Below are 17,538 nucleotides of genomic sequence, written 5' to 3' on the forward strand. Positions count from 1 at the left end.
CGGCAGGGCGCCGGCTTATATCCGCAGCCTGGCTTCCGCGTGGCGGAAGCCATCCCGCATCACAGCTCGACGATCTCGTACGAGTGCGTGATTTCCGCCGTCTTGGCCATCATGATCGAGGCCGAGCAATATTTGTCGTGCGACAGGTTGACCGCGCGCTCCACCGCCGACTGCTTCAGGTTTTTGCCGGTCACGGTGAAATGGAAGTGCACTTTGGTGAACACTTTCGGGTCCACGTCCGCGCGTTCGGCTTTCAGGGTCACATCGCAGCCCTGCACATCTTCGCGGCCCCGTTTCAGGATCAGCACCACGTCATACGCGGTGCAGCCGCCCGTGCCCAGCAACACCATTTCCATCGGACGCGGCGCCAGATTGTGGCCGCCGCCTTCGGGCGCGCCATCCATCGTCACCATGTGGCCGGAACCCGTTTGAGCCCGGAAACTCATTCCGGACGGACCATTCCAGCTGACTTTGCATTCCATGTTTGATCTCCGCAATAAAAGTTTAGCTTGGGTGCCGGGCCTTCAGGCCGGGCATCCACAAGTTAGTAAGGGGGCCGGGCCTTCAGGCCGGGCATCCACATTCATCATTGCGGCTATTGTAATGGAGGGGCCCCCGGCTTGCAGGCGGCGCGGCGGATTCCCATCAATCCTTCAGCGCCTCATGCTGCAAGCCGAACATGAAACCGCCCCAGTGGCGGCCATGGACATACACCGGCTGCGAGACCAGCACGAAGATATCGCCGATATCGCGCATGTAAGCCTGGAACAGGAAGTCGCGCGTGTCGTTGGCGACGTTGGACAGCATCTGGTTGCCGCTGTGGAAGCGCTTGTCGCGGCAGTGCGCGGTGTCCCACGCGACGTCGCCGCTGGGCTTGTTGCAGTATTTCGAGACGTGGGTGGGCGGGTAGGTTTCACCCTGGGTGCACATGACCGCCAGGTCGCAGCCGGGGATGCTCTCCGCCCAAGCGTCGAACAGGGGCTGGAACAGCTTTTCATACGCCATGTCATACGTGGTGTGGTATTGCTGCGGATTGGTGCCGGGGATCGGCTGGTAGTTTTTGTCGAACACGTCGAAGCCCTGGTCGGCCAGCTGCTTCAAGCCTTTTTCGCAGTCGCGCCGGCATTCGTTGAGGCGCACGATAACCTTGTCGAAGGCCGCTTCGCCCAGCGTGACCTTGCCCAGCTCGCGCATGCCGTCTTCCGCCGCCGCCGTCAATTTGCGCGAGCGCGTGCTGCACGCGTTCATGGCCTTGGCCATGTCTTGCGACAGGTTGCGCATCTGGCCGATGTTGTCGCTGATGGTGTTGTTATTGTCGGTGACCCGGTCGACGATGTCGCGGATGGAATCGATTTCGCTCGACACGCGCACGCTGCCGCCGGCGAAGGTGTCGAGCTGCTGCGTGGTGGCGCCCATCACTTCGCAGGTGCGGCCGATGCGCTCCGTGATGGTGGCAGCCACGGTGGCGGTATGCTGCGAATGCTGCTGGATTTCTTTCACTTGCGTGGTGACGGACACCGCCAGCACGCGCGTGCGTTCGGCCAGGCTGCGCACCTCGGACGCCACCACGGCAAAGCCGCGCCCCTTTTCACCGGCGCGCGCCGCTTCGATCGATGCGTTCAGCGACAGCAGGTTGGTTTGCTGTGAAATCTCCGAGATCTGGTGCATCAGGCCCAGGGTGGACTTGGTCCCTTCCAGCAGCTTGCCGATATTGGCGTTAAAGGTTTGCATGACTTCCGCCGCTTCGCGCGCCTGGTCATTGGCTTGCGCCATGTCGGTGCGGGCGGTGGACATGCCGGACGCCAGGTCGTTGGCAAAGCCGGCGATGGTGCTGATACTCGATTGCACTACTTGCACTTCGCTCGATGACCGTTCGGCCAGCGTATAGATATGGCTGCTGAGGTCTTGCTGCTTGTTGGCGTGTTCCGTGGCTTCCTTGATCTGCTTGCCGATGTGGACGGCTTCGACCGACATGCCGATGTTATGCCCGCGCACCAGGCGCATCAGGGGGCGGAAATCAATCCCTCCCTTGCGCGACGCAAGCCATAACAGGGCGGCGCCGCAGATGAGATAAGCCAGCGCCCACCACGGTGCGCCCGCCATCAAAATCAACACGGAGCCTGCCAGTAGCAGGATGCAATGGACGGCGGCGGTGGTCAGGGTCATCATCGTATCGGGTAGAGGTCGGAGAATTCCTACAATGCAGACACGCATGCAGCTTACTACCTGTTTTCACCCTGTGGCAATTGGCGAAAGGGTTCCTGTTGCTGCCTCACACACTATTGCGCATACTTGTGGGGTTAAGCAGCACGCTCCTTCCCCTATCAATCCAGGAGGTACCCCGATGACGCAAACCACGTTGGAACCAGGCAGCAACTTCAAGCACATTTGCCATTATGGCGAGCTGATCTTGCCAGGCATGACGAAGAGCGGCACCTTGCCCGCCGACTTCACGATGAATTCCCCGGTCGGCATTGCGCGTGACAATTACAACCACGTGTGGGTCTGCGATACCGGCAACAGCCGCGTGCTGGTGTTCACGGCGGACCTCGACACCTTGCTGCATGTGATCGACGCCACCCCGGAGAAGGGCGGCAAGGAAACGCGCCTGCTGATGCCCTTCCACCTGTGCCCGCACCCGACGGACGACATCATGTATTGCACCGACATGGGCAATGGCCGCGTGGTGGTATTCGACTATGACGAGCACGGCGTGGACTTCCAGTTCGCGTTTGGCGACAAGGCCACCAAGGCGTTTGTCCCGCTGAGCGATCCGAACGGCATCACCATCGTGCGTGAAGCGTCGGGTGAGCACTATATTTATGTGGCCGATGAGTTCTTCCACACCGGCGACGACGTGCGCAGCCGCTGCGTGAAGTTCACGCTCGACGGTGAATTCGTGCTGCAGTTTCGTACCGTCAAAGACATCGACCACGCGCATGACCTGCTGTGGCCGCAGGGGCTGGCCAGCGACAGCCAGGGCCACCTGTACCTGGCCAACACGGGCTACTACGAAGTGCTGAAGATCGATACCGCGTGGCCGGTCAAGGATGAAGTGGTGATCGCACCCAAAGAAACCGCGCTGCTGCACACGTTCGGCAATCCGGCCGGCATCGGTAAATTCAACGTGATGCGCTCGGTGTGCGTGATCAACGATTACGTGTTCGTGCCGGGCCAGGTGGAAGGCGCGCTGACCATCTATAACCCGGATGGCGTGCTGCAGGAAACCGTGATCGGCATGCTGCCGCTGTGGAACCACAAGCCGGAAGTGGCGCATTCGTATGCGGACTTTATCTACAACACACTGGAAGACCGCGTGTTTGTCAGCCCGTACCAAATCTGTGCCGGCAAGGAAAAGAACACATATTACATCACCGAGCCGTTTGCCTCGACCGTGCTGCACACCGCCATCAACATCATCGATGACGACTTGCCGACCGTGGCGACCTTGCTCGATTCCGTCGGTCAGCGTCGCGACAACGTCAACAAGGCGCTGGCGACGTCGCAATTCAATTGCATGACGTCGGTGATCCGTGTCGATCCGAAACGCAAGAACGGCAAAGGCAGGCTGCCGGAGCGGAACTGGCTCGACGGCTGGGCCAAGGCCACGGCGTCGCTGTACCAGTACTGGTATGAGCAAGTCCTGGCGCACACCGGCTTTGATCCGCTGGCGTCGGTGGGGACTTCATCCTACAACATCGATTCCGGCAACTGGTGCCTGAAAACCTTCGATACCGCCGTCAACCCGTACGCGCAATTGCAGAATATGGTGCGTGGCTTCTTCACGCCGGGCGACCTGGCGATGACGGCCTACTATCCTGCGCAGCCGCTGCTGGGCCAGGTTTTCCCCGGCACGCCGCTGATCTTCATCACCAATTTCAATATGTGCACGGTGTCGATGTTCCAGTACGGCCCGAACGGGCACTTGCTGAACTATGGCGTCCCGTTTGGCCGCGAAGGCATCGGCGGCGAGGGCACCCTGAAGGCGCCGCAAGGCATCGTGGTCAACAGCCACGGTGAAATCTTCATCGCCGACTCGCTCAACAACCGCATCTCGATGTGGCAGCTGGAAGCGACCGGCCTGGTCAGTTTTGTCCGGAATTTCCGCTGGAAGGAAGACGGCAAGGAACTCGACACGTTTACGCCGTGCGATGTCGACGTGGATTCGCAAGACCGCTTGTTTGTCTGCGACCAGTTCAACAATTGCATCCGCGTGTTCGACCGCGAAGGCAACAGCCTGTGGTCGTATGGCGAAGCGGGCTATTGCGACGACCTGGAAAAGGACTACGAAAAATTCTACCTGCCGGCCAGCCTGTGCATCGATGAACAGGACAACCTGATCGTCAACGACCTGGTGAACCGCGCCTTGAAAGTATTCAAGATCGATGGCGATACGCTCACGTATGAAACCGGCGACCTGGTGTTCAAGCGCTATCCGGAAGTGGGCGGGGTGTGGATGCCGTTCTTTATTTATGCGCATAACCGGCATGTGTATGTGCCGGATACCACGTTTAATGTGGTGAACGTGTACCAGTATTAAGCAGGAAGAAAGGCGGGCAGGCCGGCGCCTGCCCGTCGCCGTCCGATCAGCCGAACGGGGTGTATTCGAACCCCAGTTTGATGCTGCCAATGACTTGCGCCTGGTTTTCCGTGCCTTCGCTGAACCCGGCCAGGACTTCAGCGCGGTCGGCGCCTTTATCCAGCACATTGATCCAATAGTCATACCCTGCCTGGTCCGGCGCCCGGTGCAGGATATTCGCGTACAGCTTGCTGAGGAATTGTTTGTTGTCGGGATTGGCGCTACCCATCAGGGTGGCAAACTCCGTACTTTGCAGAAAACTGTTCGCGACGTCGCGCAGCGTCGTGCCATTGTCGACCTGTTTCAGCCAATAGCCCAGGCCGCCCGTATCAGGCGTGCGGTCGAAGGCCGCCTGGTACAGGCGGTAGACCATGCCGCCATTGGCGCCGGCGCCGACGTCGAGTGCCAGTGATTTATCGCTGAATTGCAGGCGTTCCACGTTGAGCAGCAATTGGATACTGGCTTCGCTGGCATTCTCGACCGTGTAGCAGCCTTCCGCGTTGATACCGATTTTGGCGTCGGCGCGTTTGCTTGAAAACGAGGCGGTATCAATGCCCGCGCCGCCATCGATGACATGGCTGCCTGGCGTGACCGCGATCGGGTCCGCGCTGCCGCTGCCACTGATGTTCTGGCTGCTCTTGACGGTGAGCTGCGTGGCGGCGGCAGGTGATGCATGGCCGGCCGCGTCGATGGCGCGCACATTGATGCCATATATGCCATCGCCTAGTAGATCAGTGCGAAGCTGCCAGGCGCCATCGCTGCCGGCCACCGTGGCGCCGATTGTGCGCACGCTGGCCATGGTGGCGGCATCCGGCGAGGTCGTGACTGTAATGGAGGCAAATGGTTCGGCGTGGCCGCTCAGCAGCGGCTGGTTGCTGTCGGTCACTCCATTGATGCTGGCGACTGGATTCAGCACAGGGATGACCGGGGGCGTGGTATCGACTTTGAATTTCAACGCGGTCGCTGGGGATGTGTTGCCGGCGGCATCGGTTGCAGTGACTTGCCAGGTGTGGCTGCCTTCCGCGACGGACGGAACCGATCCCGACCATTTGCCGTCGGCTTGCGCTGTCGTCTTGAAAAGCTGGCTGCCATTTTCAGTAATGGTCACCGTGGCGTTCGGAGCAGCCGTTCCCTCCAGCGGCACCAGCGAAGCCGGCATGGTTTCCCTGGCCAGCGATACCACCGGGGACGATGGCGCCTTGGTTGCAATATTAATCACCAGGAAGCGTTCCATGGACGTGTTGCCGGCGGCATCCGTGGCGCGCGCCTTGAGTGTATGCGCGCCATCGGACAGTGTGCTGGCAGTGGTGGACCAGGTGCCGTCGGCAAGTGCCGTCGTGGTGCCGATGGTGGTGGTGCCGTCCAGGAGTGTGATTACCGCGCCGGCTTCGGCTTCACCGCTCAGGACGGGCGTGGCGGTGTTGAAGGTGCTGTTAGATAAGCTGTCTTTCCACATCGGCCACGTTGGCGCCTGCGTGTCGAGCGTGAAGTTAATCGTCGTGCTTGGTGCCGATTGATTGTTGCGGTTGTCGACGGCGACGGCGGTCAACTGGTGGTTGCCGGATGCGAGCCAGGTTGACGATGGCGTTTCTTCGAATGTCCAGTTGCCATTGCTGTCGGCAACTGTGCTGCGGTAAGTAGTGCCGTCCGCCTTGATCAGGACGGTGCTGTTGGCTTCGGCGGTCCCTTTCAGCGACAGGTGGTTGCCCGGCGAGCGGATGTTGGAGATCATGACAGGCGCCGCGGGCGGCGTAATGTCAGCCATGTCATAGCTGATCGCATAGCTGCCCGTTGAATCGAACAGCGCATGCACTTCCAGATAATAGTCACCGCTTGTGGTGGGCGTGAAGTTGAGTCGTTCCACCTTCTGCAGGCTGGCGCTCATGGCCGCAATCTGGATCAGGCCCGATCCGCCCGAGGCCAGCGGGGAGAGTTGGGACAGGGTACCTACCATGGATTTCATAGGTGCCAAACCGTCAATGGCACCGGCAAACAGCGCCAGCGAATACGTTTTTCCTGCTTCCAGCGCCAGCTTGAAATAATCCACATCCAAGGAAGATTCGATCTTCCCCAGCGCCGGGAAGTTGAACGCCAGGGGCGTGGCAGTCGTATAGGTATTGCTGTGATCGTCGCTCATTTGGGCCAGCCAAAAAACTTGGATCTTAGCATGGCGTTGCAAGTGACGGAGTTGACCCCGGGCGTCTTTCTGGGTTATACTCGCAGGCTTTCCATTCGCTCAGGAAAAGTAAACAAGAAGGCTGCGTCCGCTGCAACACCAGGGCGGAACCACCATTTGAGCGTTAGTTAATTTTTCACAGAAAGTCAAAACATGAAAACTTTTTCCGCTAAGGACCATGAAGTCCAGCGTGATTGGTTCGTGATTGACGCGACGGACAAAGTCCTCGGCCGTGTTGCCAGCGAAGTGGCACGCCGACTGCGCGGCAAGCATAAGCCAGAGTTCACCCCTCACGTTGATACCGGCGATTTCATCGTCATCGTGAACGCAGGCAAACTGCGCGTGACCGGCACCAAAGCAACCGAGAAGACCTACTACCGTCACTCGGGCTACCCAGGTGGCATCTACGAAACCAACTTCCTGAAAATGCAACAGCGTTTCCCTGGCCGCGCCCTGGAAAAAGCTGTTAAAGGTATGTTGCCAAAAGGCCCACTGGGCTACGCAATGATCAAGAAGCTGAAAGTGTACGCCGAAGGTTCGCACCCGCACGCTGCCCAGCAACCTAAAGCACTCGAAATCTAAGGAACTGACATGATCGGTAACTACAACTACGGCACCGGCCGTCGCAAGAGTGCAGTGGCTCGTGTGTTCATCAAAACTGGCACCGGCCAGATCATCGTCAACGGCAAACCAGCCGCTGAGTACTTCTCCCGCGAAACCGGCCTGATGGTTATCCGTCAACCGCTGGAACTGACCGGCAACGTTGAGCGTTTTGACATCAAAGTCAACGTGCACGGCGGCGGCGAGTCCGGCCAGGCAGGTGCAGTGCGCCACGGTATCACCCGCGCCCTGATCGACTACGATGCAGCGCTGAAGGGCGATCTGGCACGCGCCGGCTTCGTGACCCGCGATGCACGTGAAGTTGAGCGTAAAAAAGTTGGTCTGCGCAAAGCACGTCGCGCAAAGCAATTCTCGAAGCGTTAATTTCGCTTATACAGCTACCCGGCTTGTCCGGGTACTGTACGAAAGCCGCCCGGTTCGCCTGGCGGCTTTTTTAATTTCTGCCATGTTTGCCGGGCCTTCAGGCCGGGCATCGTCATTTTGTCGTCCGGCGACGCCGGATTTCCAGCACTGATAAAATACAGTCCCTTTTTACCATTTACTCTCAAGGAAAGAACATGATCAAAGTTGGCATCGTCGGCGGCACCGGATACACCGGAGTGGAACTGCTGCGATTGTTGGCAGTCCATCCGCAAGTGCAGCTGACGGCAATCACGTCGCGCAAGGAAGATGGTTTGCCGGTGGCCGACATGTATCCTTCCCTGCGCGGCCGCGTGAACCTGGCGTTTTCCGCGCCGGACAAAGTCGACCTGACCCAGTGCGACGTGGTGTTCTTCGCCACCCCGCACGGCGTGGCGATGGAGCAGGCGCCCGCACTGCTGAAAGCCGGCGTCAAGGTGATCGACCTGGCGGCGGACTTCCGTATCAAGGACCAGGCGGTCTTTGAAAAAACCTACAAGATTCCCCACACCGCGCCGCAACTGATCGAAGAAGCCGTTTATGGCTTGCCGGAACTGAACCGTGACGACATCAAGAGCGCGAACCTGATCGCCAACCCGGGCTGCTACCCGACCACCATGCAGCTGGGCTTTGTGCCACTGCTGAAGGCTGGCGTCATCGATGCGGGCAACCTGATTGCCGACTGCAAGTCCGGCGTGTCCGGCGCCGGCCGCAAGGCGGAAATCGGCATTTTGTTCTCTGAATCATCCGATAACTTCAAGGCTTACGGCGTGTCGGGCCACCGTCACACGCCGGAAACCGTGGCGCAGCTGCAGCGTTTCTCGGCCGACAAGGTCAACCTGATCTTCACGCCGCACCTGGTGCCGATGATCCGCGGCATGGCCTCGACCCTTTATGCGCGCCTGACCAAAGAAATCAGCAATGAAGAATTGCAAAAGCTGTTCGAGGACGCATATCAGGATCAGCCGTTCGTGGATGTGATGCCGTGGGGCTCGCACCCGGAAACCCGCAGCACGCGCGGCGCCAACATGCTGCGCCTGGCGCTGCACCGTCCGGACAATGGCAATACGCTGATCGTGCTGGTGGTGCAGGACAACCTGGTCAAGGGCGCATCGGGCCAGGCGGTGCAGTGTATGAACCTGATGTTCGGCCTGGAAGAAGGCCTGGGCTTGAATAACATCGCCCTGCTGCCGTAATCCTGTGAAAGACGCGAAGGGGACGGTGGTGCTGGAAGAGCGGCGCGCGCCTCTGGTGGCGCGCATCCTCGGTATCGCCGTGGTGCTGGTGATGGGCGGGGTGCTGCTGGTCTGGGGCGTTGACCTCGGTCAGCGCATCATGGGCGCCAGCCAGGGGCAAAGTTTGCCCGACGTGCAGCAGCAACTCGATGAGGCGCAGGCGGAAATCGGGCGATTGACGGTGGAACGCGATGCGTTGCAGGCGGCGCTGAAGGCGGCCGGGGTGGCTTTGCCGGCGGCGCCGGGCGCCGTGGCCGGTGCTGCTGCGGCAGTCGCGGCGGCGCCTGTGGGCGCCGCGCCGGTAGCGGCTGTGCCGCTTGCATCGACGCCGTCGGCATCAGTGGCGGCATCTGCGGCGGGTGCGCCGGCTGCCGGCCGGGCCGCATCCGGCACCATTACCGCGTTGCCGCAGAAATAACGCTGTTGCGTGGCGGTTCGTAGAATCGGCCACCTACAGCATGAGTCCGTGCGACGGTCTATAATAAGGCATTGATTTTGAAGGAGTACCAAATGAGTGAAGTAGCAGAAGCCACGCAAGCGCAAGACGACGTGATTCCGTCGCCCATCGTTTTCACCGATGCGGCCGCTGAAAAAGTTGCGCAACTGATCGAAGAAGAAGGTAATCCAGACCTGAAACTGCGCGTCTTTGTACAGGGTGGCGGCTGCTCCGGCTTCCAATACGGTTTCACGTTCGATGAAATCGTCAACGAAGACGACACCACGATGGAGAAAAACGGCGTGCAGTTGCTGATCGATGCGATGAGCTACCAATACCTGGTGGGCGCGGAAATCGATTACAAGGATGACCTGGAAGGCGCGCAGTTCGTCATCAAGAATCCGAACGCCCAGTCGACCTGCGGCTGCGGTTCGTCGTTCTCGGCGTAAGCTGCCGCCGGGCAACCGGCGCGTCAGAGGCGGTGCGCTTGCGCGCCGCCACCGTTGCGCCGCCGCCTTGCCGATAGCGCCGCTCCGCTAGCGCGGATACAGCGCGCCCAGAACCCGCTCCCCACTTGCCCCCGTCACGGCGGGCAAATTCCCTGCCTGCCGCTCATTAAAGCGGAATGCCAGCCAGGCGAACGCCAGCGCTTCCATGCGGTTCGGCGGCACGCCCAGCGCATCGGTCGATGTCACTTTCACGTTCTCTCCCAGCCTGCGGCCAATGGCCTGCATCAGCACGCTGTTATACGCGCCGCCGCCACAGACGTAGACCGCTTCCGTGCGCGGCGCCTGCGAGGTAATGGCGTCGGCCAGCGAAATGGCGGTCAGTTGCAGCAGGGTGGCCTGGACGTCCTGCGGCGCCGCGTCGGGGTAGGGCGCCAGGTGGCGCCGCAGCCAGTCCCTGTGGAACAGGTCGCGGCCCGTGCTTTTTGGGGCGGGCAGGGCAAAGTAGGGCTCTTGCAGCATCGCGTCGAGCAGCGGCTGGATGGGGGTGCCCGTGGCGGCCCAGGCGCCGTCGTCGTCGTAGGGGCGGCCCAGGTGCCGGCCGATCCAGGCGTCCATCAGCACGTTGCCGGGGCCGGTATCGAAGCCGGCGGTCTGGTTGTCGCCCTTGAGGATGCTGATATTGGCGATGCCGCCGATATTGGCCAGCACGCGGGTCTTGCCCTGTTGGGCAAACAGCGCCTGGTGGAACGCCGGCACCAGCGGGGCGCCCTGGCCTCCGGCAGCGATATCGCGGCTGCGGAAGTCGGCGATCACGTCGATGCCGCACAATTCGGCCAGCAGGGCGGGATTGTTGGTCTGGCGCGTGAAACCCAGTTCGGGGCGGTGGCGGATGGTTTGTCCATGCACGCCCACCGCGCGCACATCGGCGGCTGTCATGTCAGTGGGGGCCAGGATCTCGGCCACGCATTGCGCATACAGTTGCGCCAGGCGATTAGCGGCCAGCGCTTCGCGCTCCAGCTCGTTGGGCGAGGCGGCCTGCAGCGCCAGCAATTCCGCCCGCAACTCGTCAGGGAAGGGCACATACGCCGCCGCCATGGTGCGCGCGGCCCCCGCCCAGAAATCCACCAGCACGCCATCCACGCCGTCCAGGCTGGTGCCGGACATCAGGCCGATATACAAGCTCATAACCCCCCCCGCAGTAAATTAGTCCTATTGTCGCCTGCGTTCCCCTTCAACGCAAAACCCGAACACCACCCGATAACCCCTTGATTAATCAACTTAGAATGGGGCCAGGCGTGCATTCATGCGTTACTCCTGTGGGGTCAGGCGTGCGTTCGTGCATGGCGCTCATAGGTGAGGCTCACTCAAATCATGCATTGGGTGTGGCTGGGTCCGTCGCTCAAACAGGCGAACTCAGCAGTGCTGGTTTAGCCATTGGTGCGGGTTTCGGGCGAGATTGAATGCATCAATGCACGCCTGACCCCAGGATGTGTGTGCACGAATGCACGCCTGACCCCAAAGAAAACGGCGCCACGCGGGCGCCGTTTTGTTGTGCTGCGAAGGCGGGCTTATTTGGCTGCCAGCGTTGCTGCGGTGCGGCCCAGTGGGCGCAGCAGGGCGAAGCGGTGCATCATTTCGCCGGAGACCGATTTGAAGCGCGTCAGTTCCGCCGTGGTCAGCGGGGCTTGCTGGATCATGGCCAGCTTCGACGGGTCTTTGGCGTCGCCACCGACACGGAATTCATAGTGCAGGTGGGCGCCGGTCGACCAGCCGGTCGAGCCGACATAGCCGATCACATCGCCCTGCGCGACTTTCTGGCCTTTTTTCAAGCCCGATGCGAAGCCGCTCATGTGTGCATACGCGGTCGAGTAGTTGGCCCAGTGCTTCAAGACCACCATGTTGCCATAGCCGCCCTTGTCCATACCGGCAAAGTCCACCACGCCGTCGCCCGCTGCGCGGATCGGCGTGCCGGTCGCGGCGGCGAAGTCGATGCCTTTGTGCTGTTTCCAGTTGCCGGAAATCGGGTGTACGCGCATCGAGAAGCCGGACGAAATACGGGAGAATTCCAGTGGCGATTTCAGGAAGGCTTTTTTCAGCGCCTTGCCGTCAAAGCTGTAATAGCCGCCCTGGCCCGATACCGGATCTTCAAACCAGACCGATTGGTAAGTGGCGCCGCGGTTGGTGAATTCACCAGCCAGGATGCGGCCTGCCTTGACGAATTCGCCATCCTGGTAGAACGATTCATAGACGACATTGAAGCTGTCGCCGCGTTTCAGGTCGGAACGGAAGTCGATATTGGTCGAGAACATCTCGACGATTTGCTTGACCACGGAATCGGGCAGCTTGGCGCCGTCATTTGAATTGTCGGTCGCGGCAAACAGCGTGCTTTCAATCGTGCGGGAGTGCATTTCCACGCGGCGTTCCAGCTTGGCGGCCACTTCGGACGCTTCAAACTTGTCGCCATTGCGGGTAATGGAAATGTTTTTGACCGGAATGTCCTTGCCATCCACGACCGTGGCGCGCAGCCAGATCAGGTTGCCGTTTTCATCAGTCTGGGCCTGGACACGCTTGCCGGTTTTCAGCTGCATGACGCCCTTGGCGACCTTGTCTTTCTTGATGAAATTCTCGGCGGCATCATCTTCCACACCCAGGCGCGTCATCAGGGCGGCCAACGTGTCACCGGCGCGGATGCGCTCTTCGTGCACGTATTTCTCGGTGGATTCCTGCTGCTGGAGGGCATTGATTTGGTCAGACAGGCTCGGCAGGGCGAGATCGGACGTGACCGAAGTGACCGGCAGTTCCGCGGCATCAGGCGCCAGTGGCGCGACGCCGGCCGCACCAAAGGCGCACACAGCGAGCAACAGCGCTGATGCACTCATGATGCGCGCTTTGCGCGTCGAACCTAGCAAGTTGACCAGGCCTGAGCCTGTGAATTTGTTCATAGGGTCCATGCAATCAGTTAAAATTTGCCGCTTGAAACATCCGGAACTTTGATATTTTTATAGTTGTCTGTTTGGTTCGTTTTCGTACGGCAAGATTGGTCGGATCGCGAATTATATCAAACTATCGGACTCCTCCTACATTTTTAAGAGAACGCGTTACCCCCTTATGGATCAGACAATCACTTCGCCGAAGAAGGCGCCCAACACCGTATTGCCACTGACCGACAGTGTCCAGGAAGCGCTGGCCATCACCAGGCGCGGCGTCGATGAGCTGCTGATCGAAAGCGAATTTGCGCAGAAACTGGCCCGTTCGGAACAGAGCGGCGTGCCGCTGCGCATCAAGCTGGGCCTGGATCCGACCGCGCCGGACTTGCACCTGGGCCACACCGTGGTGCTGAATAAAATGCGCCAGCTGCAAAACCTGGGGCACCAGGTGATTTTCCTGATCGGCGACTTCACGTCGATGATCGGCGACCCGTCCGGCCGCAACGCCACCCGTCCACCGCTAACCCGCGAACAGATCGAAGAAAACGCCAAGACTTACTTCAAGCAAGCCTCGTTGGTGCTTGACCCGGCGAAAACTGAAATCCGCTACAACTCGGAGTGGTGCGATGCGCTGGGCGCGCGCGGCCTGATCCAGCTGGCGTCGCGCTACACGGTGGCGCGCATGATGGAGCGCGACGATTTCACCAAGCGTTTTAAAGCCGGCACGCCGATTTCCGTCCATGAATTCCTGTACCCGCTGATGCAGGGCTACGACTCGGTGGCGCTGAAGGCGGACCTGGAGCTGGGCGGCACGGACCAGAAATTCAACTTGCTGGTGGGCCGTGAACTGCAAAAAGACTGGAACCAGGAACCGCAGTGCATCCTGACCATGCCGCTGCTGGAAGGCTTGGACGGCGTGGAAAAAATGTCGAAGTCCAAGAATAATTACATCGGCATTACCGAACCGGGCACCACCATGTTCGGCAAGCTGATGAGCATCTCGGACGAGATGATGTGGCGCTACTACGACCTGCTGTCGTGGCAGTCCATCGAGGATATCGCCCAGTTGAAGCGCGAAGTGGCGGATGGACGCAACCCGCGCGATGCGAAAGTCGCGCTGGGCCAGGAAATCGTCGAACGCTTCCACTCGCGCCAGGCGGCCGAGGAAGCGCTGGCCGACTTCGTCAACCGCTCCAAGGGCGGCATCCCGGACGACATCGCGGAAGTCGCCCTGGGCGGCGCGCCGGCCGGCATCGCCAATATCCTGAAAAACGCGGGCCTGTGCGCGTCGACCTCCGAAGCCATGCGCATGGTGGAGCAGGGTGGCGTGCGCATCGATGGCGCCGTCATCAGCGACAAGGCGTTGAAAGTCGAGGCCGGCACCTTCGTGGTGCAAGTCGGCAAGCGCAAGTTTGCCCGCATCACGCTGTCCGCATGATCGGCTTGCTGCAACGGGCCTCCAGCGCGAAGGTGGTGGTCGATGGCGCCACCGTCGGCGAAATCGGCCACGGCCTGATGGTGCTGCTGTGTGCGGAAAAGGGGGATACGGAAAAAGAAGCGGACGCTCTGCTGACCAAGTTGCTGGGCTACCGGGTCTTTGGCGATGACGCCGGCAAGATGAACCGCAGCGTGACGGATGTGGCGGGCGGCTTGCTGCTGGTGCCGCAGTTCACCCTGGCGGCCGACACCAAATCCGGCACCCGCCCGTCGTTCAGCCCGGCGGCGGCGCCGGCCGATGGCGAACGCCTGTTCAATTACTTTGTCCGGCAAGCGCAGGCCAAGCATGCGGTGGTGCAGACCGGCCGCTTTGGCGCGGACATGAAAGTGTCGCTGACCAATGATGGTCCGGTGACGATCTGGCTGAAAACATAAAGGGAGAACCATGAAGCTGTGGAGCGATTCGATCCAGGATGGCGGTGTCATTCCCGCTGAATTTGCCTTTGCCGAACAGGATGCGGCCACGCATATCCACCTGTCGGCCAACCGCAACCCGCACCTGGCCTGGACGGATGTGCCGGCCGGCACCCAATCGCTGCTGCTGGTGTGCATCGACGGCGATGTGCCCACCATCGGCACCGACGTCAACCAGGAGGGGAAAACCCTGCCGGCGTCGATGCCGCGCGCGGATTTTTACCACTGGACCCTGGCCGACATCCCGGCCACGCAGACGGCGATTGCCGCCGGCCAGCTGGCCGATGGCGTGGTCGCGCAAGGCAAGCCGGGGCCGGACGCCACGCTCGATGGCGCCGCCGTGCGCCAGGGCGTCAACGATTACACGGGCTGGTTTGCCGGCGATGAACAGATGGCGGGCGACTATTACGGGTATGACGGCCCGTGCCCTCCTTGGAACGACGAGCGGCTGCATCATTATGTTTTCCGCTTGTATGCACTGGATGTGGCGCGCCTGCCGCTGGAAGGCCGGTTCACCGGGCCGCAAGCACTGGCAGCGATCCGTGGCCATATCATCGATGAAGCGCAAATCATCGGCAGCTATACGTTGAACCCGGCGCTGAATCCCGCGTTGAGTTCCGCGCTGAACCCGGCAGTATCTAAATAGATAGATGACAAACATACTTTTAATACGCCACGGTGAAACCGCGTGGAACGCGGTGCGCCGCCTGCAGGGCCACCTCGACATCGGCTTGAACGATGAAGGCGTGCGCCAGGCCCAGGCATTGGCGCGGGCGCTGGCGGACGAACCGCTGGCCGCCATCGTGTCGAGCGACCTGCAGCGCGCCGTGCAAACAGCGCAGGCCGCTGCCGAGCTTCATCCGTTGCAAGTGCAACAAGACCCGCAATTGCGCGAGCGTGCCTATGGCGTGTTCGAGGGCATGCTGTACGCGGACATCGAGCGCCAATACCCGGTGGAATTTTCCGCGTGGCAGGCGCGCGACGTGGATGCGATGATGCCGCACGGCGAGCGGATCGCGGAAAGCTTCCGCCAGTTTTATCAGCGTTGTATTCACGCCATCACCGGGTGGGCCGGGCGCTATCCGGGTAAAACCATTGCCATCGTGGCCCATGGCGGCGTGCTGGAATGCGCGTACCGCGCGGCGAAAGGCATGAGTCTGGACAGTCCCCGCGATTTCCAGGTGCGTAACGCCAGCATCAACCGCTTCACTCTGGCCGGTGGCCAGCTGTCGCTCGACAGTTGGGGTGAAGTCGACCACCTGGCGCTGGCGCTGGACGACATTATTTAAAACCCGCTTGGCAGTCGGCGGCGGCAGGACCTGTGCAGCGCCTGCCGCCGTTGTCATTTCTGCACAGAAACTTCGCTACATAACCCCTATGCTGCACAAACATTCGAACAATACTAAATTGTGCTTATTAATTGAGCAGTTGTTCGGGTAAAATAGCCGGCTTCCCTATTCGAGAAACAGGTTTTCACGGTGCAGATCGGTCCGCATATCCTCCGCAATAACGTCTTTGTCGCCCCCATGGCGGGTGTGACAGACCGGCCATTCCGGCAGTTGTGCAAGCAGCTGGGCGCCGGTTATGCCGTGTCGGAGATGGCGGCCTCGAACCCGCGCCTGTGGGCCAGTGAAAAGAGTTCGCGCCGGATCGACCACGCAGGCGAGATGGAGCCGAAAGCCGTGCAAATCGCGGGCGCCGATCCGCAAGACCTGGCGGACTGCGCCAAATTCAACGCCGACAAGGGCGCGCAGATTATCGACATCAACATGGGCTGCCCCGTGAAAAAGGTGTGCAATAACTGGTGCGGTTCCGCACTGTTGCAGCACGAAGACCTGGTCGAGCGCATCGTCAATGCGGTGGTGCGCGCGGTCGATATCCCGGTGACCCTGAAATTCCGTACCGGCTGGGACCGGGAAAACAAGAATGCGCTGCGGATTGCCCGCATTGCCGAACAGGCCGGTATACAAATGCTGACCCTGCACGGGCGCACGCGCGCCGACGGCTATAAGGGCGACGCGGAATACGACACGATCGCCGCCGTCAAGGCGTCGGTCAAGATCCCGCTGGTGGCCAATGGCGACATCACAACGCCGGAAAAAGCGAAATTCGTGCTGGAAAAAACCCAGGCCGACGCCGTCATGATCGGCCGCGCGGCCCAGGGCCGGCCGTGGATTTTCCGCGAAATCGATCATTTTTTGCGCACCGGGGAACATTTGCCTCCGCCGATGGTCGAAGAAGTACGCCACCTGATGGATGAACACTTGCAGGCGCATTACCAGTTCTATGGTGCCTACCTGGGCGTGCGCACCGCGCGCAAGCACATCGGCTGGTATGTGCAAGACCTGGCCGGCGGCGAAGAATTCCGCCAGCGCATGAACCGGATGGAATCGACGGACGAGCAGTTGCTCGCAGTCAACGAATTTTTTGAATCGCAATTGAAGTACGGCGAGCGGTTACAATACCGCCTCGCCGAACAAATGCTGGCAGCTTGATAGCTGCACCGATAGCCGCCAGTTGGCAGAACATTTAGCAAGAAGATAAGAATATGAGCAAAGAAAGCATCCAGGAAGTCGTCCAGAAAAGCCTCGAGGATTACTTCAATGACCTGGGCGAGCAAAAGGCTTCCAATGTATACGACATGGTCGTGATGACCGTGGAACGGCCGATCCTCGAAGTCGTCATGACGCGCGCCGACGGCAACCAGTCGCATGCCGCCCAGATGCTGGGCATCAACCGCAATACTTTGCGCAAGAAATTGCAGGAACACGGCCTGCTGTAAACAGTCCGTTCCACGTCCGGCTT

The 17,538-nt window shown here is 60.5% G+C and carries 17 protein-coding genes; 12 read left to right on the forward strand and 5 right to left on the reverse strand.

Going from position 1 to position 17,538, the window contains the following annotated elements; translation table 11 throughout:
* Nucleotides 1-59: 59 nt before the first annotated feature.
* Together AC1RRC_RS26815 and AC1RRC_RS26820 are read right to left on the reverse strand one after the other, a co-directional pair.
* Complete coding sequence (locus tag AC1RRC_RS26815; RefSeq protein WP_493058662.1) at nt 60-482, reverse strand: OsmC family protein; 423 nt, start codon at nt 480-482, stop codon at nt 60-62.
* A gap of 163 nt (nt 483-645) precedes the next feature.
* Complete coding sequence (locus tag AC1RRC_RS26820; protein ID WP_493058663.1) at nt 646-2,169, reverse strand: methyl-accepting chemotaxis protein; 1,524 nt, start codon at nt 2,167-2,169, stop codon at nt 646-648.
* 175 nt (nt 2,170-2,344) lie between these two features.
* On the opposite strand from AC1RRC_RS26820, the gene AC1RRC_RS26825 reads away from it, so the two are divergent.
* Nucleotides 2,345-4,540, forward strand: coding sequence for an NHL repeat-containing protein (locus AC1RRC_RS26825; protein WP_493058664.1), 2,196 nt, complete (start codon nt 2,345-2,347; stop codon nt 4,538-4,540).
* Between the two features lie 46 nt (nt 4,541-4,586).
* Here the strand turns inward: AC1RRC_RS26825 and AC1RRC_RS26830 are convergent, their stop codons facing one another.
* Entirely contained in the window at nt 4,587-6,716 is a 2,130-nt protein-coding gene (locus AC1RRC_RS26830) for an Ig-like domain-containing protein (RefSeq protein ID WP_493058665.1), read from the reverse strand.
* A gap of 192 nt (nt 6,717-6,908) precedes the next feature.
* Between AC1RRC_RS26830 and rplM the strand changes: the two genes are divergently transcribed.
* From rplM to erpA, 5 genes are all read left to right on the forward strand, one after another.
* On the forward strand, nt 6,909-7,337 hold the full coding sequence (gene rplM / locus AC1RRC_RS26835; RefSeq protein WP_493058666.1) for a 50S ribosomal protein L13: 429 nt from the start codon (nt 6,909-6,911) through the stop codon (nt 7,335-7,337).
* Between the two features lie 9 nt (nt 7,338-7,346).
* Nucleotides 7,347-7,739 carry a 30S ribosomal protein S9 gene (rpsI, locus tag AC1RRC_RS26840; protein ID WP_493058667.1) on the forward strand — a complete coding sequence of 131 codons (393 nt, stop codon included), beginning with the start codon at nt 7,347-7,349 and terminating at the stop codon, nt 7,737-7,739.
* A gap of 194 nt (nt 7,740-7,933) precedes the next feature.
* Nucleotides 7,934-8,971, forward strand: coding sequence for an N-acetyl-gamma-glutamyl-phosphate reductase (gene argC / locus AC1RRC_RS26845; protein ID WP_493058668.1), 1,038 nt, complete (start codon nt 7,934-7,936; stop codon nt 8,969-8,971).
* A gap of 4 nt (nt 8,972-8,975) precedes the next feature.
* Entirely contained in the window at nt 8,976-9,428 is a 453-nt protein-coding gene (locus AC1RRC_RS26850; protein WP_493058669.1) for a hypothetical protein, read from the forward strand.
* A 92-nt stretch (nt 9,429-9,520) separates the two neighbouring features.
* Nucleotides 9,521-9,895, forward strand: a complete 375-nt coding sequence (gene erpA / locus AC1RRC_RS26855) for an iron-sulfur cluster insertion protein ErpA (protein WP_493058670.1) — start codon at nt 9,521-9,523, stop codon at nt 9,893-9,895.
* A gap of 87 nt (nt 9,896-9,982) precedes the next feature.
* On the opposite strand, the gene AC1RRC_RS26860 is transcribed toward erpA, so the two are convergent.
* Together AC1RRC_RS26860 and AC1RRC_RS26865 are read right to left on the reverse strand one after the other, a co-directional pair.
* Nucleotides 9,983-11,080, reverse strand: a complete 1,098-nt coding sequence (locus tag AC1RRC_RS26860; RefSeq protein ID WP_493058671.1) for an anhydro-N-acetylmuramic acid kinase — start codon at nt 11,078-11,080, stop codon at nt 9,983-9,985.
* Between the two features lie 383 nt (nt 11,081-11,463).
* Entirely contained in the window at nt 11,464-12,846 is a 1,383-nt protein-coding gene (locus tag AC1RRC_RS26865; protein WP_493058672.1) for a M23 family metallopeptidase, read from the reverse strand.
* A 157-nt stretch (nt 12,847-13,003) separates the two neighbouring features.
* On the opposite strand from AC1RRC_RS26865, the gene tyrS reads away from it, so the two are divergent.
* From tyrS to AC1RRC_RS26895, 6 genes are all read left to right on the forward strand, one after another.
* On the forward strand, nt 13,004-14,260 hold the full coding sequence (gene tyrS, locus AC1RRC_RS26870) for a tyrosine--tRNA ligase (protein WP_493058673.1): 1,257 nt from the start codon (nt 13,004-13,006) through the stop codon (nt 14,258-14,260).
* The gene (gene dtd / locus AC1RRC_RS26875; protein ID WP_493058674.1) at nt 14,257-14,694 is read left to right on the forward strand and encodes a D-aminoacyl-tRNA deacylase; all 438 of its coding nucleotides are present in this window, start codon (nt 14,257-14,259) and stop codon (nt 14,692-14,694) included. The genes tyrS and dtd overlap by 4 nt, the downstream gene beginning before the upstream one ends.
* 10 nt (nt 14,695-14,704) lie before the next feature.
* Nucleotides 14,705-15,379, forward strand: coding sequence for a YbhB/YbcL family Raf kinase inhibitor-like protein (locus AC1RRC_RS26880; protein ID WP_493058675.1), 675 nt, complete (start codon nt 14,705-14,707; stop codon nt 15,377-15,379).
* 4 nt (nt 15,380-15,383) lie between these two features.
* The gene (locus AC1RRC_RS26885; RefSeq protein WP_493058676.1) at nt 15,384-16,022 is read left to right on the forward strand and encodes a histidine phosphatase family protein; all 639 of its coding nucleotides are present in this window, start codon (nt 15,384-15,386) and stop codon (nt 16,020-16,022) included.
* Between the two features lie 189 nt (nt 16,023-16,211).
* The gene (gene dusB, locus AC1RRC_RS26890) at nt 16,212-17,228 is read left to right on the forward strand and encodes a tRNA dihydrouridine synthase DusB (RefSeq protein ID WP_493058677.1); all 1,017 of its coding nucleotides are present in this window, start codon (nt 16,212-16,214) and stop codon (nt 17,226-17,228) included.
* Nucleotides 17,229-17,281: 53 nt separating this feature from the next.
* Nucleotides 17,282-17,515, forward strand: a complete 234-nt coding sequence (locus AC1RRC_RS26895) for a helix-turn-helix domain-containing protein (protein ID WP_493058678.1) — start codon at nt 17,282-17,284, stop codon at nt 17,513-17,515.
* The last annotated feature ends 23 nt before the right edge of the window (nt 17,516-17,538 follow it).

This window comes from Pseudoduganella sp. GW821-FHT12E03, from assembly GCF_058807115.1.